Source organism: Runella zeae DSM 19591 (genome assembly GCF_000423565.1).
Classification (GTDB): Bacteria; Bacteroidota; Bacteroidia; order Cytophagales; family Spirosomataceae; genus Runella; species Runella zeae.
Map to the genome: position 1 here is coordinate 20,353 of NZ_KE384040.1, position 20,642 is coordinate 40,994.

The 20,642-nt window shown below is 42.8% G+C and carries 19 protein-coding genes; 7 read left to right on the plus strand and 12 right to left on the minus strand.

The annotated features are described in order from the left end of the window. Nucleotides 1-239: 239 nt before the first annotated feature. Entirely contained in the window at nt 240-1,541 is a 1,302-nt protein-coding gene (gene tyrS, locus G563_RS0126055) for a tyrosine--tRNA ligase (protein WP_028667919.1), read from the minus strand. A gap of 366 nt (nt 1,542-1,907) precedes the next feature. Between tyrS and guaB the strand changes: the two genes are divergently transcribed. After that, entirely contained in the window at nt 1,908-3,383 is a 1,476-nt protein-coding gene (gene guaB / locus G563_RS0126060) for an IMP dehydrogenase (RefSeq protein WP_028667920.1), read from the plus strand. Nucleotides 3,384-3,397: 14 nt separating this feature from the next. On the opposite strand, the gene G563_RS0126065 is transcribed toward guaB, so the two are convergent. After that, a complete protein-coding gene (locus tag G563_RS0126065) occupies nt 3,398-4,252 on the minus strand; it encodes an AraC family transcriptional regulator (RefSeq protein WP_028667921.1) in 855 nt (284 codons plus the stop codon). Between the two features lie 224 nt (nt 4,253-4,476). On the opposite strand from G563_RS0126065, the gene G563_RS0126070 reads away from it, so the two are divergent. Together G563_RS0126070 and treA are read left to right on the plus strand one after the other, a co-directional pair. Beyond that, a complete protein-coding gene (locus G563_RS0126070; protein ID WP_028667922.1) occupies nt 4,477-5,733 on the plus strand; it encodes an MFS transporter in 1,257 nt (418 codons plus the stop codon). A 61-nt stretch (nt 5,734-5,794) separates the two neighbouring features. After that, on the plus strand, nt 5,795-7,330 hold the full coding sequence (treA, locus tag G563_RS0126075; protein WP_051211214.1) for an alpha,alpha-trehalase TreA: 1,536 nt from the start codon (nt 5,795-5,797) through the stop codon (nt 7,328-7,330). Nucleotides 7,331-7,587: 257 nt separating this feature from the next. On the opposite strand, the gene G563_RS0126085 is transcribed toward treA, so the two are convergent. Both G563_RS0126085 and hisB read right to left on the minus strand, forming a co-directional pair. Next, nucleotides 7,588-7,956, minus strand: coding sequence for a DUF3127 domain-containing protein (locus tag G563_RS0126085; RefSeq protein WP_028667924.1), 369 nt, complete (start codon nt 7,954-7,956; stop codon nt 7,588-7,590). A gap of 349 nt (nt 7,957-8,305) precedes the next feature. Beyond that, a complete protein-coding gene (gene hisB / locus G563_RS0126090) occupies nt 8,306-9,427 on the minus strand; it encodes a bifunctional histidinol-phosphatase/imidazoleglycerol-phosphate dehydratase HisB (protein WP_028667925.1) in 1,122 nt (373 codons plus the stop codon). Between the two features lie 92 nt (nt 9,428-9,519). Between hisB and G563_RS35915 the strand changes: the two genes are divergently transcribed. Next, nucleotides 9,520-10,860, plus strand: coding sequence for an amidohydrolase (locus G563_RS35915; RefSeq protein WP_037328269.1), 1,341 nt, complete (start codon nt 9,520-9,522; stop codon nt 10,858-10,860). A gap of 77 nt (nt 10,861-10,937) precedes the next feature. On the opposite strand, the gene G563_RS0126100 is transcribed toward G563_RS35915, so the two are convergent. Next, nucleotides 10,938-11,855 carry a DMT family transporter gene (locus G563_RS0126100; protein WP_169579812.1) on the minus strand — a complete coding sequence of 306 codons (918 nt, stop codon included), beginning with the start codon at nt 11,853-11,855 and terminating at the stop codon, nt 10,938-10,940. A gap of 98 nt (nt 11,856-11,953) precedes the next feature. Between G563_RS0126100 and G563_RS0126105 the strand changes: the two genes are divergently transcribed. After that, nucleotides 11,954-12,850 carry a PPK2 family polyphosphate kinase gene (locus G563_RS0126105; protein WP_028667927.1) on the plus strand — a complete coding sequence of 299 codons (897 nt, stop codon included), beginning with the start codon at nt 11,954-11,956 and terminating at the stop codon, nt 12,848-12,850. Between the two features lie 18 nt (nt 12,851-12,868). On the opposite strand, the gene G563_RS0126110 is transcribed toward G563_RS0126105, so the two are convergent. The 3 genes from G563_RS0126110 to G563_RS0126120 are packed head-to-tail and all read right to left on the minus strand — an operon-like array spanning nt 12,869 to nt 15,031. Further along, nucleotides 12,869-13,090 (minus strand): VF530 family protein, encoded by a 222-nt coding sequence (locus tag G563_RS0126110; protein WP_028667928.1) that lies wholly within the window; start codon nt 13,088-13,090, stop codon nt 12,869-12,871. Between the two features lie 51 nt (nt 13,091-13,141). Then, nucleotides 13,142-14,251: an alcohol dehydrogenase catalytic domain-containing protein gene (locus tag G563_RS0126115; RefSeq protein WP_037328271.1), complete on the minus strand. Its 1,110-nt coding sequence runs from the start codon at nt 14,249-14,251 to the stop codon at nt 13,142-13,144. Nucleotides 14,252-14,254: 3 nt separating this feature from the next. Next, nucleotides 14,255-15,031 carry a hypothetical protein gene (locus G563_RS0126120; protein WP_028667930.1) on the minus strand — a complete coding sequence of 259 codons (777 nt, stop codon included), beginning with the start codon at nt 15,029-15,031 and terminating at the stop codon, nt 14,255-14,257. A 145-nt stretch (nt 15,032-15,176) separates the two neighbouring features. Here G563_RS0126120 and G563_RS0126125 point away from each other — a divergent pair, with 145 nt between their 5' ends. Beyond that, entirely contained in the window at nt 15,177-16,013 is an 837-nt protein-coding gene (locus G563_RS0126125; protein ID WP_169579813.1) for a universal stress protein, read from the plus strand. A 255-nt stretch (nt 16,014-16,268) separates the two neighbouring features. On the opposite strand, the gene G563_RS0126135 is transcribed toward G563_RS0126125, so the two are convergent. The 4 genes from G563_RS0126135 to G563_RS0126150 form a co-directional block, all read right to left on the minus strand. Further along, nucleotides 16,269-16,481 carry a hypothetical protein gene (locus tag G563_RS0126135; RefSeq protein ID WP_028667932.1) on the minus strand — a complete coding sequence of 71 codons (213 nt, stop codon included), beginning with the start codon at nt 16,479-16,481 and terminating at the stop codon, nt 16,269-16,271. Nucleotides 16,482-16,542: 61 nt separating this feature from the next. Next, nucleotides 16,543-17,358 (minus strand): hypothetical protein, encoded by an 816-nt coding sequence (locus tag G563_RS0126140; protein ID WP_157585617.1) that lies wholly within the window; start codon nt 17,356-17,358, stop codon nt 16,543-16,545. An 82-nt stretch (nt 17,359-17,440) separates the two neighbouring features. Then, nucleotides 17,441-19,240 (minus strand): M56 family metallopeptidase, encoded by a 1,800-nt coding sequence (locus tag G563_RS37265; protein ID WP_051211216.1) that lies wholly within the window; start codon nt 19,238-19,240, stop codon nt 17,441-17,443. Nucleotides 19,241-19,273: 33 nt separating this feature from the next. Next, nucleotides 19,274-19,636 (minus strand): BlaI/MecI/CopY family transcriptional regulator, encoded by a 363-nt coding sequence (locus tag G563_RS0126150; RefSeq protein ID WP_028667934.1) that lies wholly within the window; start codon nt 19,634-19,636, stop codon nt 19,274-19,276. 163 nt (nt 19,637-19,799) lie between these two features. On the opposite strand from G563_RS0126150, the gene G563_RS0126155 reads away from it, so the two are divergent. Continuing rightward, nucleotides 19,800-20,639: a dienelactone hydrolase family protein gene (locus tag G563_RS0126155; protein WP_028667935.1), complete on the plus strand. Its 840-nt coding sequence runs from the start codon at nt 19,800-19,802 to the stop codon at nt 20,637-20,639. The last annotated feature ends 3 nt before the right edge of the window (nt 20,640-20,642 follow it).

The following is a 20,642-nucleotide window of genomic DNA, read 5'->3' on the forward strand; positions in this document are numbered from 1 at the left end:
TTCTCAATAGTCGTGCCAAAGTTAGTGTTTGAAAGGAATTTTATTGAAAAAAAATTTTTTTTCAATAAAATAGGTTGCCTTGCCCCAGAGTGTTGAAAAAAGCAAGTGTTTTAATCGATTGATTATGAGTGATTTGTATATAAATATCCCAAATAGATTTTTAATATATACCAAAACTGTGGCACAAAAAAAACGCCTAATTTTTAGAGGCGTTTTTTTGTACACTACAAAATGATAGACTAATAGACTAATATCAAGTGGTTTTTTTTGCCTTTTGATACCAGTAAATATTTATCTTGAAGCAGTTGAAATTCGGGCTTGGCATTGGGGTCTGTCACCTTCGTTTTATTGATGCTCAAAGAATTTGCTTGAATCGCACGGCGAGCTTCATTTTTTGAGGGATAAATCTCATGGTTAGTTAGTACCGACACCAAATCCGTAACTGACGTGCAGCTATCGTAGCTATCGCGTGAGATGTGCGTTTGGGCTACTCCCTCAAATACCGACTTGAAGGTATCCTCATCCATACTTTGGAGCGTTTCGAGTGTGCCTTTGCCATACAAAATGTCGGAGGCAGCCACCGCCATTTCGTAAGCCTCTTGCGAGTGTACTCGGATAGTGACATCTTTGGCGAGGGCTTTTTGCATGATATGTAAGTGCTCCGCCCCCTTGTGTTGTTCTTCCAATGCTTCGATTTCTTCGCGGCTATAGAGGGTGAAAACCCGTAAAAGCCGAGGACAATCGGCATCGGTACATTTAAGCCAAAACTGATAAAATTGATACGGCGACGTCATCTTGGGGTCGAGCCATACGTTTCCGCTTTCGCTTTTGCCAAATTTGGTCCCGTCGGCTTTGGTGACGAGGGGAGTCGTAAGAGCAAAGGCGCGGTGCTCAGCCATTTCGTCGTTGTTGTTTTCTTTACGGCGAATCAGCTCCGTTCCAGTGGTGATGTTGCCCCATTGGTCAGAGCCTCCCATTTGAAGGCGCACGTTTTTGTTTTTATATAACCAATAAAAATCGTATCCCTGCAATAGTTGGTAGCTAAACTCAGTAAAGGAAATCCCGGTTTCTAGTCTTTTTTTTACGGAGTCTTTGGCCGACATATAATTGACAGTAATGTACTTGCCTGCTTCGCGCAAAAACTCCAAGAAACCGATGCCTTTGAACCAGTCGTAATTATTGACAATTTCGGCGGGATTTTCGCTAGTCTCAAAATCCAAAAATTGCTCCAATTGCTTTTTGATGCAGGATTCATTGTAGCGAAGCGTTTCTTCAGAAAGAAAAGACCTTTCGGCTGCTTTGCCAGAGGGGTCGCCTACCATTCCAGTAGCACCGCCCACCAGCGCAATGGGCTTATGACCGCACAACTGAAAATGCTTGAGTAGCATAACCGTGGCCAGATTGCCGATGTGCAACGACGACGCAGTAGGGTCAAATCCAATATAGGCCGTAGTAATGCCTTTTTGGAGTTGCTCTTCTGTGCCGGGCATCATGTCTTGCAGCATCCCGCGCCAACGTAATTCTTCGATGAAATTTTTCACTTGACTATAATAATTGAGTTGTAGTGGTTTGTAAGGCTGTCACAAAAGTAACAGGGTACAAAATATTCTTTGGCTTTAACCTCATCCCAACCCTTCTCCTTTCTGGAGAAGGGCTTTAAAAGTCCCCCTCTACTGAAAGGAGAGGGGGATTTAGGGGGTGAGGTTGAATAGACGCCGAAGATAATTTGGTACTACTAGATTTTTGAGACAGCCTCTTTATTCCCTTTTTCTAAAAAGTTCACAAAGGTACGGGAAAAAAGAGGGAAACGAAACCAAGATTATTTTTCCGTTAAAAACCATCAAGATTTTAACATCACAAAAATTTACCGTAATTTTACGCGGCAAATAACGAATCGTTCATTTGCTATGTTCTCAGACACATCCAAATTCCTCTACGAGGCTCTCACTTACGACGACGTACTGCTCGTCCCCGCTTATTCTGAAGTTTTACCGCGCGATACCAACACGCAAGCCCAGCTTACACGCAACATCCGTTTGAACGTTCCATTGGTGTCGGCAGCCATGGATACCGTTACTGAGTACGAACTCGCCATCGCAATGGCACAAGAGGGAGGGATTGGGATGATTCACAAAAACATGAGTGTAGAAGACCAGGCTGCGCAAGTTAGGAAAGTAAAACGCTCAGAAAGTGGAATGATTGTGGATCCTATTACGCTCAATCAAGACGCTACCCTTCGCGATGCCCACCGGATTATGTCCGAATTTAAAATTGGGGGAATTCCGGTAGTCGATGCTAATAGTCAATTGATCGGAATTGTCACTAACCGCGACTTGCGTTTTCAGAAAGATTTGACAAAGCCAGTGGTTGATATCATGACCAAAGATAATCTCATTACCGCTAGGGAAGGAATCAATTTGGAGGAAGCCGAAAGCATTTTGCAGGAATACAAAATAGAAAAATTGCCGATTGTGGATAGTGCTTACAAGCTCGTAGGCTTGGTGACTTACCGAGATATTATCAAGCGCAAAGACCGCCCCAATGCTTGCAAAGACTCAATTGGTCGTCTAAGAGTGGGTGCCGCAGTGGGTGTTACGCCAGACCTTATTCGTCGGGTGGAGGCTCTTCTCAAAGCAGGTGTAGATGTAGTAAGTATCGATACAGCGCATGGCCACTCGCGTGGAGTAATAGATGCCCTCAAAGGCGTAAAGAATCAGTTTCCGCAGTTGGATGTGATCGTGGGTAATATCGCTACCGGTGAGGCCGCCAAAGCTCTGGTAGAAGCCGGTGCCGATGCCGTAAAAGTAGGCGTAGGGCCAGGTAGTATCTGTACGACTCGTATCATTGCGGGAATTGGGATGCCGCAGCTTTCGGCAGTGTATGAATCTGCTAAAGCCATAGAGGGCAGCGGAGTACCCGTCATAGCAGATGGTGGTATTCGGTACTCTGGTGATGTAGTGAAGGCGATTGCTGGCGGTGCAAGCACCGTGATGATTGGTTCGCTTTTGGCGGGTACCGACGAAGCTCCCGGAGAAGAGATCCTTTATGAAGGGCGCCGCTTCAAATCGTATCGCGGTATGGGTTCGGTAGAGGCAATGGAAGATGGCTCTAAAGACCGCTATTTCCAAGATGCTGAAGATGATATCAAAAAGCTCGTTCCCGAAGGAATCGTAGGACGGGTACCTTACAAAGGCAAAGTAGCTGAGGTGCTTTATCAATTGGTAGGTGGACTTAAGGCAGGTATGGGCTATTGTGGAGCACCTGATATTGAGCAGCTACAAAAAGCGCAGTTTGTCAGAATCAGCGCGGCTGGTATGCGCGAGAGCCACCCTCACGATATTCAGATTGCAAAAGAAGCGCCTAACTATACCACCAAAAGATAGGTGTTTTTTAAGTATTAGTTTATTCTCAAAGCCTTTCGGAATGTCGAAGGGCTTTGTTGTTTGTGGGATTTGAAAACACGATTAAAATAGGCCACATTGCCAAAACCGCATTCGTAGGCAATATCGGTGATGCTGCGATTGCTAGCCAATAGCCGGGTGGCTTGGTTGACACGGTACTGATTCACAAATTCCGTAAAAGTCAGGTTCATCATTTTTTTGAAATAATGACAAAACGAAGGAACGGTAAGGTGCGAAAGCGAGGCTATTTCTTGGATGTCAATAGGTTTGTGGTAATTTTCTTGAACATATTTCAAAACCCGATTGAGGCGTACTTCGTCGCGTTGGCTTACTTCGAGTTTGAGCCCTTCGGCATTGAGAAAGTAGCATTCGGAAGTATTGGCCAATACATGTAGGATATTGACAAGCTCCATAAAACGCTCAAAAGGAGGTAACTCTAGCAGTTTTTTGAGCCTTTTTTTGATTTGTGCTTTGGTATCTCCATAAAAACAGATGCCTTGGTGTGACCGCTCAAAAAGGCGTTTGATAGCGTTCATTTCGGGCATTTCCAAAAAATCATCTCCCCAAAAATTTTCTTTGAGTTGCACCACGATTTCTTCGTGGGGGCCAACGGCTTCTTGTCCAAAACCAGAGTGGGGGACGTTGGGACCGATAAAAACCAAATCACCGTCTTCGTAGTAGCTCAAATGCGTTCCCACGTGGCGCCGGCCTGAGCCCTGATATACACACACGATCTCGTATTCGGGATGGTAGTGAAATTGCCACCGAAAAAGTTCGGGCAATACGATGTTGTGTAAAATGCGAAAAGAGCTCCCTTCATCGGGACGGATGACTTCAAATTCGGTTTTCATCGCCTGTGTTAAGATGATTAACCCAAAAATAGGGATAAAAATCTTAATACAGGATAAAAATTGAGCAATAGGAGTTTATTTTTTTCTTAAGAAAAATTTGAACTTTGCCATGAATACTTTAAAAATTGGCTTTATCTCACAACCTATGATGTTTAAGGAGCGGGTGTTATTCCCGCTTCATTTTTTTAGTTTTTTATTCCTGCCTTATCTATATTTTTAATGCTATGCCATCTTACTGGAAAGTAAAGCTTTCGATATTCCTCAATTATTTCGTTTTTGCGATTTTGCTCAACAGCGTCGGTACGGTGATTTTGCAAGTCCAACATACCTACAATGTATCGGAGACTTCGGCTTCGGTATTAGAGGCTTTCAAAGATTTGAGTATTGCGGCAGTGTCGTTTTTGGTAGCTTCCTATATTCATCGCCTTGGTTACAAAAATGCCATGCTGATTGCATTAGGATTCAATGCCTTGGTGTGTTTGTTGATGCCCACGATTCATTCTTTTGGTATGACTAAAGTGCTATTTGCAGTGGCAGGGGCGGGATTTGCTTTGATCAAAGTCTCGGTTTATGGGACGATTGGTCTGGTAACTGCCGACAAGAAAGAACACATCAGTCTCATGAATTTCATTGAGTCTTTCTTTATGATTGGCATCTTGGCAGGTTATTTTATTTTTAGTGGTTTTATCGACGAAAGCTCGCCTACGGCCTGGCTCAATGTATATTACATCTTAGGTGGAATATCACTCATTGCCTTTACCCTACTTCTTACTACTTCTTTTGATGAATCTTCGCTCAAAACCGAAGAAAGCAAGCCTTTTCTAAATGACTTTGTGGAAATGTTTCGGTTGGTGGTGCTACCGCTGGTATTGGTTTTTGTGATATGTGCTTTCACGTATGTTTTGATTGAGCAAAGTATCATGAGTTGGTTGCCTACCTTCAACAACAAAGTACTGCATTTGCCAGCGGCGTTGAGCATTCAGATGGCGAGTCTATTGGCGATTGCGACGGCTGTGGGGCGGTTTTTGGCGGGGGTTCTTCTCAAAAAACTCAATTGGTTAATTGTATTGGTGGGTTGCTTGCTAGTGTCTGCGGGGCTGGTATTGGTGGCTCTGCCTTTGGCCCAAAACATCGATACGAGTCAGGTGACAGGTTGGGGAAATGCGCCTTTGGCCGCTTTTATTTTTCCCATAATCGGACTTTTTTTAGCTCCTATCTATCCTGCTATCAACTCGCTGATTCTTAGTTCACTTCCTGTACGCCAACACGGCCTTATGTCGGGTTTGATTGTGATTTTCTCAGCTTTGGGCGGAACTACCGGCTCGCTGATTACGGGCTATATTTTTGAGCATTATGGGGGGCAAACAGCCTTTTATTTCTCGCTTGTTCCGATTGGTCTTTTGATTGTTGCGCTTTATTTCTTCAGTCGATTGCAAGGAAAAAATACCACCATTCAAATTGAATCAATGGGCGGACATTAATTCGACTTTATGACTATTCGTCGATTTCCTAAACTAATCTTCGTATCTAAAATTTACTCCCATGACTTTGTCAGAAGCACGTAACTCCGGTTTTATGCTCATGGAAGATTTTCAGTGTTTGTATGAGGAAATCCAACAAAGTGGGATATTCTCTGATTCAAAGACTTTTACGGACGCCATTGCTAAAGGTACTATTGCGGAGATTTTAGAAGCGTATCATCGGCAAAAACAAGAATCAGGTTTTGATTTAAAATCTTTTGTAGAAACGTTTTTTGTAATACCAACAGCGCAAACGGCTGATTATCAAAGCGACCCTTCCAAGCCACTACGATTACATTTGGAAGACTTATGGCTCATCTTGGCACGTTCGCCCGCCACCGCCCAAGGAACATTGATTGCCCTTCCTTACGATTATGTGGTGCCGGGAGGAAGGTTTAGAGAAATTTATTATTGGGATTCGTACTTTACTATGCTGGGATTGGAGGTGTCGGGTCAGTATGCGCTCATCGAAAGCATGGTCAATAACTTTGCACATCTGATTGATAGCATTGGTTTTATCCCCAATGGCAACCGTACTTATTATCTTGGGCGTTCGCAACCTCCTTTTTTTGCCCTTATGGTACAGCTTTTGGCAAGGCACAAAGGCGAGGAGGTGTGGCAACAATACTTACCCCAATTAGAAAAAGAGTATGGCTTTTGGATGAAAGGAAGAGAAGAGCTTTCATTACAATATGATTATCTAAGTGCACAGGCCAGAACCGTAATGCTCCCTGACGGCAGTGTACTCAACCGCTACTGGGATGATGTACCCCTCCCTCGGCCCGAAGCTTATAAAGAAGATGTGGCGTTGGCACAACAAATCAAAAACCAAAAACCGGAAGACGTATACCGGCATGTACGAGCAGCGGCAGAATCGGGCTGGGATTTTAGTAGTCGTTGGTTTAAAGATGGCCAAAATATGACGACTATTCATACGACCGATATTATTCCGGTAGACTTGAATTGTTTGCTTTGGTATCTCGAAAAATGTCTTCAACAAACTTACGAGAATAAGGGGAACCAATTTTTGTCGGCTATCTATCAGCAAAAAGCAACTCAAAGGCAAGGCGCTATCGAGAAGTATTGTTGGAATGCCGTAGATGGATTTTATTCCGATTATGATTGGAAGATGCAGGTAATTATCTCCAATCATACGGTAGCGGGGGCGTTTCCGTTGTTTTTTGGAATTGCCTCGCAAGTCCAAGCGACTCAAGTAGCCGAGGTATTAGAAAAGGGATTTTTAAGAAAAGGTGGACTACTAACTACCTTACAAACCACGCATCAACAATGGGATGCTCCCAACGGTTGGGCACCACTTCAATGGATAGCTTATAGAGGGCTTAAAAATTACGGTTTTAGAACACTTGCAAAAGAGATAAAACACCGCTGGTGTCAAAACAACGAAATACGCTATGCCACAGTAGGGAAGATGATGGAGAAGTATAACGTGGAAGGGCAAGAGAAATCGGCACAAGGAGGCGAATACCCCAATCAAGACGGTTTTGGGTGGACCAATGGGGTTTATTTAAAAATGATAACCGACGAGGATGATAATTGAGACACACGAGTCATCGCAAGATTGGCAATGGCATAGCTATCATATAATGACAATTTATCATTAAAAGCTAGCTACATTACCTAGGTGTGACTTTTCCGAAGTCCTTGGTTTTTGTGGAGATTTATGATCTACAAACCTTGTGCCTCTCTGAGGCAAAACTGCTGTTTTGAAAATAGCTTTGGAGAAGCTCCCACCTTTGTAGAACGAGGGTCTCAGTTTCACACCAAGGACTTCAGAGAAGTCAAAACTGCTTATCTTTAAAAAGGCAAGCTATCTTCGTCGTCACTTTTAAAAGTGGTGGGTAGTTCGGTGGTTGGGCGTGATGAGGTGGAAGCCGTAGGCGCTGCCTCAACAGAGGACGCACTTAGGGACTCAATTTTCCACGCTTTTACGTCGGTGTACCAGCGACCATTGTACTCACGGCTTTCGATGTCAAAAGAGACATTGACGTCATTGCCAATCTGTAGCGCACTTTCGTTGATTTTGTCTCCCCAAGCAGAGATACATACTTTTTTAGGGTATTGTCCTTCGGTTTCAATAACAAAATCCTGTTTTTTCCATGCGCCGTTTTTGCCTTCTCCTGTCTGTAAGGCCAGTAGTTGAATTACTCTTCCTTTGATGTCCATAATTATGATAATGCTCGAAATTACGATGTGATTTTGATGATAGTATATAAAAAAAGCGAGCTATTAGTATTATCTACCAGCTCGCTTTCTTATGGATTGAACACTGGGCTTAGTCTTTGAAGAATTTTTTGTAGTTACGCTCTTGACTTTCTAAGAGGCTTCCTACCCAAAATGCTAGTCCAAGCAATGTAGCGTAAAATATAAGAGTACCAATAGTTCTTAAGTCCATTATATTAATTTTTGATTTTGTGAAACCTTTTACAAACTGTACAAAAGTAATAAGGGGAGGAGGTTAGATACAAGTTTAATCCTTGTTTTTTTAAGAATTTCTCTACTGATTCTTATCACTCTAAAGCACTCCTTTGGTAGAAGGCAACACATCCAGTGCCTTTAGGTCGCGTTTTACTGCCATCTTTATGGCTTTGGCCCAACCCTTAAAAATCGCCTCAATTTTATGGTGTTCATTGCTACCTTCACATTTGATGTTGAGGTTGCATTGAGCAGTATCAGAAAAAGATTTGAAAAAATGATAAAACATTTCGGTAGGCATTTCGCCGATTTTTTCGCGTTTGAAATCCGCCTCCCATACTAGCCACGGGCGTCCCGAAAAGTCAATAGCGACTTGCGCCAAGGCTTCGTCCATCGGAAGCAAAAAACCATATCTACTGATACCGCGCTTGTCGCCCAATGCTTTACGATAAGCTTCTCCTAGCGCTAGGGCGGTATCTTCGATAGTGTGGTGTTCATCAATATGCAAATCACCTACCACTGATATTTTCAAATCTGCGCCTGAATGTTTGGCCAATTGGTCGAGCATATGGTCGAAAAAACCAAGCCCAGTTTGCATTTCTGATTTTCCGCTACCGTCCAAATTAAGTTCTATTTTGATTTGGGTTTCTTTGGTATTGCGCTCCACAGAGGCAGTGCGGGCAGGTAAGCGCAAGTGCTCATAGATTTCATCCCAATCGTTACTAACGAGCGTAATTGCTTTTTTGAGTTCGGGGGCAAGGTTTTCAGGCCATTCGGGAGCAATAAAAATGGCTTTCGCTCCAAGATTGACGGCAAGCTGAACATCGGTAAGGCGGTCACCTATTACGTAGCTATTGGCCAAATCATAAGCCTCGCTAAAATATTCTGTCAATAAGGCTGTACCGGGTTTGCGGGTAGGGGCATTTTCGTGAGGAAAGCTACGGTCGATATGGATATTTTGAAATACCACACCTTCTCCTTCAAGGGTCTGGAGCATTTTGTTTTGGGCAGGCCAAAAAGTATCCTCTGGGAAAGAATCAGTACCTAGCCCGTCTTGGTTGGTCACCATCACAAAACCATAGTCGGTATCTTCGGCAAGGCGTCGTAAATTAGAAATAGCTTTGGGTAAAAAAGCCAGTTTTTCTAATGAATCTACTTGAAAATCAATGGGAGGTTCGACGATAATGGTCCCGTCGCGGTCTATGAAAAGAAGTTTTTGCATTACTTACTTAGTTTAAACTGCGAATATCGAACTTAGCAGCTCGTTTTTTTATAAATTGCTTGAAAATTTTCTTGATCCAAACTAAAAACTTGATGAAAAAAACACTTCTTTTTAGCGCTTTACTGGCTACAGCACTGGGGCAAGCTCACGCCCAAAGCGGCCTCAAGCCAGTCATAAACCAAGCCGCCGATGCAATCGAAAGCAAAGTAATTGCGTGGCGGCGCGATTTGCATGAGCATCCCGAGTTGGGGAATCAAGAATTCAGAACAGCGGGTATTGTGGCCGAGCATCTGAAAAAATTAGGCTATGAAGTACAAGAAAAAATAGCCGTAACGGGCGTAGTGGGTATCTTGAAAGGAGGAAAGCCCGGCCCTGTGGTGGCCTTACGTGCCGATATGGATGGGCTTCCAGTGACTGAGCGTGTGGATGTTCCTTTTAAATCCAATGTAACTACTGAATTTAATAATCAAAAAACGGGCGTTATGCACGCTTGTGGGCACGATAGTCATGTGGCGATTTTGATGGGGGTGGCAGAAGTATTGGCTTCGGTGAAAAAAGACCTCGCTGGTACAGTAAAATTGATTTTCCAACCTGCTGAAGAGGGCGTCTATACGGGAGGGACTTTCGGGGCCAACCGTATGGTGGAAGAGGGTGTGTTAGAAAATCCCAAAGTAGATGCCATTTTTGGTTTACACATCAATTCTCAAACCGAGGTAGGTACTATTCGCTATCGGCCAGGTGCTACGATGGCAGCAGTGGACCAACTGACAATCAAGCTCAAAGGAAAACAAACCCACGGTGCCAATCCTTGGTCGGGCGTAGACCCTATTGTGACGGCTTCGCAAATTGTGATGGGACTACAGACGATAGTAAGTCGGAATGTCAATATTACCGAAAATCCTGCTGTCGTAACAGTGGGGGCTATTCATGGCGGTATTCGTTACAATATTATTCCAGAATCATTAGAAATGATTGGCACTATCAGGACTTTTGGGGATGAGCAGCAAGCGTTGGTCCATCGTCGTATTAAGGAAATTTCGACCCATATCGCCGAAAGTGCAGGTGCCAAGGCCGACGTGGAGATAGGCATTGGATACCCTGCCACGGTCAATGACCCCGCCCTGACCGATAAGATGATTCCGACTTTAGAAGCGCTTGCGGGAAAAGATAAAGTACTCATTACACCCGTAGCCACGGGGGCGGAGGATTTTAGTTATTTCCAGAAAAAAATCCCGGGTTTCTTCTTCTTTTTAGGAGGAATGGCCAAAGGCAAAAGTCCATACGATGTAGCCCCTCATCATACTCCCGATTTTTATATCGATGAGAGTGGATTTACTTTGGGAGTGAAGTCTCTAAGTCATTTGGTGGTAGATTATATGGCTATGAATGCCCCACAAGCTGCATCTCCTAAAACTAAAAAAACAGCTAAGTAGCTTTAATATAGTTGCTTATACCTACAAAAACGGCTCGCACATTTTGCGAGCCGTTTTTGTAGGTATAAAACATAAGTTTATTTTTTGGCGGTTAGCCATACGCCTAGCATCACCAAACCACCTCCTAAAATGGTACTCCAGGTAAGTTTTTCGCCTAATAAGCTTACCGCTATCAATGCCGCAAAAACAGGCGTAAGATTGCCTACTACGGCGGCCTTGGTAGCGCCTATTTGTTGTACTGCTTCATAATACCAGATAAAACCTAACGCGGTGGCAGTAGTGGCCATGTACGATACCGACGTCAAAGACTGCCAACTACTGTGGGCGATTTGGGAAATAAGGTCGTGTTGTAAGGCGGGGCCTAGCAATAGTAGCGCTCCTAAAGTGGCCGAATAAGCACTCAAAGTCAGAGCGGGCATTTGGCGCAAAGTGATTTTTCCTACCAGCGTGTACACGGTCCAGCTAATGACACATCCCATGATAAGCAACTCTCCTAGTCCCCAAGTATTGTCAGAAAATAAAGCCATAAAATCGCCACGCGTAAGCACCACTATAGCACCCACAATAGATAAGACAATACCCGTCCATTTGACAAATGATACTTGCTCTTTTAAAAACAACCAACTTCCGAGCGTTACACTGACGGGTACAAAAGCAATTACTAATGAAGCCCGGACGGTACTCATGTATTGCATTCCCGAAAAAAAGAAGACATTGTAGAGAAATACCCCAGTAAAAGCGGCGATCAATACCAAGCCCCATTGGCTTTTGGTAAGGTTTGGGAATTTGCCGTTGGTACGATACAAAAATGTCATCAATAACAAAGAAGCTAAAACGAAGCGCAAGCAAGAAATCGAATAAGGACCTAATGATTGAAGGGCGATTTTGCCAGCGGCAAAGTTGGTACCCCAAAAAAACACTGTGGCAATGAGCTTTAAGTAAGTGAGGCGCATAGAAAAATAAAGAGAGGATTCGTATGGGTAAAAAAGAATCACGGCTAAAAGTTCAGCAAAAGCTAATCTATGTGTAATATTTCTATTTTTGATTTTCGTAAATGAATTGTAGCCTTTGGGTGAATAAAAAATAACAAACCATGACAAAAAAAATCAATGTCAACGACTTTCGTTTTGACGGGAATCAAAAGTTTAGTATCAAAAAAGCAGTTTCTAAAATTGATGATTTATACGAAGATAAGGCTGATTATGAGGCTAAATTGAAAGATTTTCGTACTACAATGGACGAGCTCCAAAGTCGCATGTATGCCCATAGCCGATATGGATTGTTGGTGATTTTTCAGGCCATGGATGCCGCTGGCAAAGACGGGACTATCAAGCACGTACTATCGGGAGTAAATCCGATTGGCGTAAAGATTCAATCTTTTAAACGGCCTTCCGAACTCGAACTTGACCATGATTTTTTGTGGCGTCATCTGATATATTTGCCTGAGAGAGGCAATATCACCATATTCAATAGGAGTCATTATGAAGAAGTATTGGTGGTAAAAGTTCATCCCGAAATTTTATTGAAATCCCAAAAACTTCCCTCAGAGCTTACCAAAGACTTGGATAAAGTATGGAAACATCGCTACGACGATATTGCTCATTTTGAGAAGTACCTTTACCGAAATGGGATTCGTACGGTGAAGATTTTTTTGAATATCTCACAAAAAGAGCAAGGCGAAAGACTGATTGAGCGTATTGCCGACCCTTCTAAAAATTGGAAGTTTGAAGAGGGAGATGTCAAAGAAAGGGGGTTTTGGCATCAATACATGGATGCGTACGAAGAAGCTATCAACGCCACTGCTACCGAAAAAGCGCCGTGGTATGTGGTGCCCGCCGATGATAAGAAAAATATGAGACTGCTAGTAGGACAAATTTTGATTTCCGAACTTCAAAAGCTAGATATGTCGTATCCCGAAACTACCCCCGAACGCCAAGTAGCACTTCAAAAATTGAAGGCTACGATTGAGGAGCAAGACAAAGACTTGTGAGCGAATGGGTGCATTTCTTTAATCATTCAAACTCATAAGGTAAAGCCGCTCTACTTTTTCGCGGGCCCAAGGGGTTTTACGCAAAAACTTCAAACTTGATTTGATGCTTGGATCATACTGGAAGCATCGGATATTGACATATTCGCTCATCACCTCCCAACCGTAGTGAGCTACGAGGTGATTGAGCATCATTTCGAGGGTGACGCCGTGGAGAGGATTGTTGGCTTGGGGATTGTTCATGCTGCAAATATACGCAAGTGGGTATTGAATGAGCTAATTTGGAAATTTTTATCAAAACACAATGACTCCTTTAGCGTTGCGTCCAGCGTGCATATCCGCAAAAGCCGTGGCAAGCTCCTCAAGAGGATACGTTTTTGTGATCATTTTATCCAATATCAAGTCTCCTTTGGCATACAGCTCCTGCAAAATCGGGAAATCGATTTGGGGGCGGGCTTTGCCATAGAGTGGGTTGATGTAGATTTTGTCCCATTCAAAAAGATTCATATCGATTTTGATTTCTTGCTCAATTCCACTGACTTGGCAAGCTACTCCTGCATTTCGAATCATGGCTAGAGGTGCAGCGCCTAGCTCAGGAATAGCGGTACACTCAAAAGCATAGTCAGCACCTCGTCCCGAAGTCAGGGTTTTGACTTGAGCCGCCGCTTTTAGTAGTCCTTCATCATTTTTGTCGGCCAGAAGTATATCGGTAGCACCGTATTCTTTGGCCATTTCGAGTCGTAGAGGATTGATATCGACGGCGATGATTTTGGCAGCTCCGGCGATGCGAGCGCCCTGAATCACATTCAAACCTACCCCCCCTGTGCCAAGTACTACCACGGAGCTACCAGTTTTTACTTTGGCGGCATTGACCACCGATCCATAACCCGTCATAACACCGCAGCCTACAATCGCCGCCGATGGAAAAGGCATATCGACGTTGATTTTGACACAAGCAGTTTCCCGGACTAAGGTGTATTCGGACATAGTACCGAGGCTAAAAGCACGCTCAATCGGATGGTCTTGGAGTCGAGTTGAAGTTAGGGTGGCATGGCCTCCTGAGGCTTTGTTGCCTGCGGTAACGGGGGAGTTGACTTCACAAATATGTTGGTTCCCTTCTTGGCATTGAAAACATTTATGGCAAGGAATGGCCCAATTGAGCATGACCGCATCACCTACTTGCACTTGGGTAACTTGCGGCCCCACGTGCGTCACGATACCCGCTCCTTCGTGTCCCATTACGATTGGTTTGCCCCAAGATTGTGAGTCCCAATCAGTGTGGCAAATGCCCGCTGCTTTGATTTGGACCATTACCTCATCGCCTTGAGGCGCATCTAGGTGCAAGGTCTGGATTGAAAAACCGCCCTGACCGTTGGCGATAGCGGCTTTGGATGCTAGCAACATCGTCTATTTGGCTTGGGGATATTGGGATAAATCAGGACGGACAAAATCGGTAAAAATACTATCGGGAAGTTTGTCAAAAACCATGATGTCGGTTAGGTCACGGTCACCGCGCTCGCCAGAAAGATAGATTTTGCCGTGTTTTTTGTAGTCCGTCCAAGGGCGAATGAAATTAGGCTTTTCGGCATCATACTTGGCAAAATACGCCCATTGCCATACCATTGGGTTTGTTTTCTTTACCCAAACCTTGTATTTATTGTCGGGAGTATTGCCTACGCCTTTGAAAGTAAGTTGGAGAAGGTCTGCTTCTACGCCGTCTTGGGTTTTGTCTTCTCCCAGATACTTGAGTGTCACGCCCGAATCTTTAAGTTTGAAAGGCATCACTAGCCAGTAGCTATCATTGATCCAAGCACCTTTGCCGCTACGCATATATTTAGTGATAGAGTCGGGGGCTGTTTGTTCTTTGCCATACTTAAAAACCCGCCCTTTGTCAGTGTTGATATTGAGAAGGAGAGTTTGGTCATTGTTGACATTGTCGATTCGTACATTGCCCGTCCATTTGTCCCAGATAAGCTTGCGATTACCGAAAAAATTCCAAGCGATGTAGCGGGTTTTGTCCCAGTTTTTGCGTCCGCCCATGTTTTCCATGACTTGGTCGGCAATCTGAATCGCTTTGGCATCCGACCCGGCTTGGTCAAAACCAGGTGCTGCTGGATTTTTTTGGGAAAAACAGGTTATACCTGCCATAAAACATAGAAGAAAAAATACAGAACGTGAGGTCATTGGTATAGTTTTTTATGGAAAATTAACGCTTAACGCAAAGTTTACATACGTGATTGACATTTATCACCAAGTTTACTGATTTTTATCATATCATTTCATCTTTTATCTATACAATTTTATGGCATCCAACCAACCTCAAAAAACAATGAGAACGATTTTGGTTCCGACCGATTTCTCTGAAAATTCGCAAAAGGCTTTGGAATTAGCCCAAGAAATAGCCGAACGTTATGACGCAGGACTCTATTTGGTACATGCGTATCACCCCCCGGTGGTAGACCCCAATCTTCCTGCGGATGCATTGATGGTATTGACCGAACAGACCGAGAAAATTGAAAGTGAAAAACTAGAATCGTGGGCGCAAGAATGCCGAGCCAATGGCTACGCTTGCAAAAGTAAATTGGTGTTTGGGAGTGCGGTAGAGGTGGTTTTGGATGAAATCAAGGCTGAAAAACCGCTTATGGTAGTAATGGGACGTACCGGAAAAGGCGGCTGGCTCGACAAAATCATGGGAAGTGTGGCGTCGGCAGTGGCCTCTAAGGCAACTTGTCCGGTGCTGGTATTGCCGCCACAAACTCAGGCCATTACTATCAAAAAAATGGTATATGCCACCGAGCTTGAAAGGCCCGAAGAAAATGCCTTAGGGTTTGCTTTCAACCTGGCCGAACATTTCAAGGCGGAGCTTGATTTGGTAAAAGTAAATGCACCTTTTGAGGTCAATGTGTTTGACGATGAGCAATTTGTGAATGACATCAAAGGAGTGTTTGGCGAAAAAAAATACACACTTCATACCATCGACGATGAATCGGTAGTAGGAGGGTTGCAGAAATATGCGGATGAAAATCAAGCGGATTTGATTGTGATGTCGACGCGCAAACGCGATTGGCTATCGAGTATTGTCAATCCGAGTGTGTCTAAAAAAATGGTATTGGCCACACACATCCCCGTATTAATTTGTCATTTAGAAGAAGCTGTGCTAGCATAGCTTATTTATAAAAATCTTGCGAGAATGGGTTGTTTAGAGTACACCTGAGTCTGGTTAGGCTCAGGTGTCTTTGTTTTTGGACTTTATTTTTTCAATCCAAATCAGATAGATATTTTGGGAAGAGCATTTTTTTTGAGGCGTATTTACGTTATTAGCCGAAAGCTTAATCATAGGTATTTCTTCTTCTCTTTTGTGAGCGTAGATTTTTGAGATGTGGTCGATTTGGATTTTTGACAAGTCTGTTTGAGTGATGCGCTATCCATCCACAAAAATGTCAATATCGTTTTTGTTATCTACTTCTAATTTTTTTTGTTCCCAAAGTTCTTTTTGGGTATCTGTGATAGATTCAGAGTGGATGCTAGGCTGGCACATCATTGTTGAAAATGCCACAAACCCAAAAGTAAAATATCTCCAAGCATTACAAGAAGAAGGGCGACGATTCATCATCTGAACTCTTTTTTTGAGCATCGATTGGTTGAAATGATTCGTAAATGCGAAGTGCGCGGGATTGGTGAGAGGTTTCGTGGCTTTAGTAAGTATGAATAAGAACAAATGATTGAGGCTTGTATAAATTTTTAGTATCATAGATTACAAAAGATACAAACTCTTTGATTTGATTGGGGAGTAGTTTGCTGACATACTCATAAGAAACGGGAAAACCATTTTTTCTAAAAATAGCGCCTCTATTTTCTAATGCTTTTTTCAAAACTTCATTAGCAGGCGTATTAATTTTATACGTAGGTGTCCCCTCAATTCCTTCAAAGGGATTTTGAGTAAAGCTATTAGTTGACATGTAAAGCAACTTATCCCACGACATGCCGTGCTTTATTTTTAGCTCAGAAATTTCGTATTGCAAAATTCGGCTAGAGAAGACTTCCTTGGCACTTGCTTCATCTTCTTTCGCTATCTTTTCTAAAGTAGAGGAGGAAGGTTTGAGAGAAGATGAAAGCTGATTTGTATGAGGGTTGTACTTATAAAATTTAGATTTAAAAGGGAGTTTATGACTTTCATTGCCATGGGTATGTACATAATTGTAGCCTTTGCCAATTTGATAAGTTTCAATTTGTTTGATGAAGTTTTGAGAATTGTCTAAGACGTATTTTGAAACCTTAAAATCAATATCCTGCTTTTTCAATGCTTGCTGAATAATGGCTAAATCACCCAAAGAAATTTTAGGCGTAATCACCCATTCAAGCTCGTTTTGGTTTTGATGCAAATACTTTGATTTTTCAGCCTCATCAATTGCAAGAGAAGGTTTGGAAAAAGAAAAAACTAAACCTATTGCCACTGCGAATAAGAGATATTGTAACGCTGTTTTCCAAGTAACGGCGTTTTTGTTCATCATCTGAATTCTATTGATAAGCATCGATTGGTTGAAATGATTCGTAAAAGCAAAGTGTTCGGGATTGATGAGAGGTTTCATGGCTTTAGTGGTAAATAAAGATTAGAATATTGGCTTTCTTGTCTCTGAAGGCATCCTTGAAGCGGGCTAAGTAAAGATCTTGAACTGAGATTTTTTCAATCTCTTCAATGCTCGAAACCCTGCCATTCAAATACACTATGTTGCTACGGTACTCTTCTCCAATCCTGATATAATTGTCACTTGATAAATGGATGCTAGTAGAAGTTTTATTTTGAGCTCTCAAATACTCCAAAGATGCTTTGGAATAATCACGAGAACCTCTTCCTCCTACTTTTCTGTCTGTTTCGATAACAAGGTAGTCGAGGTGACGGGCGCGTAAATCCTCAAGAGATGCGCGGTAATCGTCCTCGGCCAGTTTTTTGAATTCGGGTAAAGAAGGCTCTAGCTCACTAATTCCCATTATGCCCTTTTTATCAATCGTCGCAAAACCCGAAATGGATTGACAAGGTATGAACAACTCGGCGTCCCCAATGGCAGAGGAGGTACTTCCTGAGCCTTTTTTCAGACATATCACTCCGATACGTTGGTTAAACAACCGTAGCGGATCAAGCTTAAATTCAGTAGTTTCAAATTCGAGTCCATATTTATTAAGCTCTTGCTGAATAGCATTTAGATCCGAAAGTTTTGATTTTGAAGTAACTAGCCAATAGACTGTGCTATCTCTATAAATCAAGTATTTAGTAGAGGTGACAGGTTGTGAAGTAGAAACAAATTTGGGCTGAGTAGATATTGAATTAGAGTCTAAGTGGGTGATAGGAGCGGGGCTTTTCCATTCAAAATCTCGTAAATTTTCTTTGGGAATGGTGGTTGAGACCTGAAAAACGGGTTGAAGTTCAGGCATTTTTTTTATTAGATTCGTTTTTACTATTTCCTGATAAGGTTTGGTGAAAGCCGCACACACCCAAATAGCTGAGATAAACAATCCATATTTTCCAAAGGCATTCCAAGCAGAATTACGCTTGTTCATCATCTGAATTCTTTTTTTGAGCATCGATTGGTTGAAATGATTGGTGATAGAAGGCGTTTCGTTGCCTAGTGTATTTCGTAAAAGATGGTACTGATAAGACTTTTTTTCGATGCCACTGTCAAGCACGGCGCGGTCGGTGATAAATTCTAGGGTCTCTTGAACGAGTTTTTGATGCCACCAAGCAAAAGGATTAAACCAAAACACAATCTTCAAAAGCTCTGCCGAGAGCATATCGATACTGTGACGTTGATGAGCATGTACGCATTCGTGGGTAAAAATCTGATTCCATTCATCTTCGGTATAAAGTTCAGGATTGAAAAAAATCCAGCTGAAAAAAGAAAAAGGAGAACTGATTTTAGGATTTTCGACCAATATAACGTCGTATTCTGTAGCACGTGTCGAACTCTGAATTTTGAGTTTCCATAATACGCCTATCTGTATCAGAAGTTTTATCAACAATCCTCCTACTACCAACGCATATCCAAGTATAAGCCAGTCCCAAAACGTATAATCAGTCTCTCGCGTAGAGAGTGAGACAGGCGCACTAGAAGAGGGTGGGGAAGTGGAAGGCACCGAAGCGGAAAGAGGAACAGTAGCGACAGACGGAGGAGTGGCAGGCAATACCCTCGCAACGGCTTGAGCAGGCGCATCAGGTAGCCAATCAAAATCGGGTAAAGGTGCAATCGGCAACAACAGCGTAGCGGCAACATTGAGCCACAAAAGCCACCGATTCACTTGTAAAAAAGTTTCCTTCTTGACCAACCACGCATAAGCAGTGGTCAAAATCGCTAAAACCAAACTGGCTTTTAAGAGATAAAAAAACAGAGCGTACGGCATAGCAGTAGAGGTTTAGAAGTTTAGGTTTTGTGGCTAATTGCCTTTTTCAATCATTCGCAATATCTCTCGAAGCTCATCGGCACTTACTTTGTCATTTTTGGCAAAATAAGATACCATATTTTTGTAGGAATTATCAAAATATTCGTCTACCAACTTATTGATAACAAATTGATTCTGATAATTTTCCTTGCTTATAAGTGGAAAGTATTTGTGGGTGTTTCCGTAAGTATTGTGACCTACGTAGCCTTTTTCTTCGAGGTTACGAATGATAGTCGATACGGTGTTGTAGTGCAAAGGTGGGTCAGTAAAAAACGGTAAAAGGTCTTTTACAAAAGCGCGTTCGGCTTTCCAAAGCGCCCGCATAATTTCTTCTTCTTTGTTCGTTAGTTTTTCCATAGCTCAAATGTATAACTATAAAAATAGTTTGCAAACTATTTTTATAGTTTTTGTAAAAAAATAATTTAGCTTATTAATTTTCTGAGTGATTTGAAACCATTTAGGAGGATTTTGGTTAAAATTGTATGTAAATACATTTATATTCATCTTATCCCATTTTCCAATGAAAAGACTGATTTTGTTAGGAGCGATGTTTGCATTGCAAGCATTCATTCAGCGGCCTGTCGAGGCGCCGATTCCATTGTGCCAAACCTCCCATGACATGGCAACTTGGGCAGCCGATGCCAATTTTATGGCCATGCATGAGGCACCTGAAGCGTATCATTATGCAGGTAAAGGCGAAACCATTACCTTTCCGACGCCCGACGGTAAAACGGGTTCGGGCTTTTTGATTAAAGCTCCCAAAAAGTCGGACAAGTGGCTTTTTGTGTATCAAGAATGGTGGGGACTCAATGACCATATCAAGCACGAAGCCGAGACATACTACAATGATTTGGGCAATGTCAACGTATTGGCACTGGACATGTACGATGGCCAAGTGGGTACTACTCCGCAGGAAGCCGGAAAAATCATGCAGTCAGTACCGAAGGAGCGTTTGACGTCTATCATGCAAGGAGCTTTGAATCATGTAGGTAAAAAAGCGAAAATTGCGAGTGTGGGCTGGTGTTTTGGCGGAATGTTGTCGTTGCAGTCAGCGTTGTTGGAAGGAAAACAAGCGGTGGGCTGTGTCATGTATTATGGTCGTCCAGAGCAAGATGTAGAAAAACTCAAGACGTTGAACGTGGACGTATTGGGTATTTTTGGCAAACAAGACAAAGCTCCTTCCCCCGAAATGGTAGAACAGTTTGAGCAAAATATGAAGGCTGCGGGCAAACAAGTAACCGTGAAAATGTACGATGCCGTACATGGTTTTGCCAATCCAAGCAATCCTAAGCACGACGCAACAGCGACGGCTGATGCTTACAAGCACTCAATTGAGTATTTGAAGAAGAAGTTTAGCTAAAGT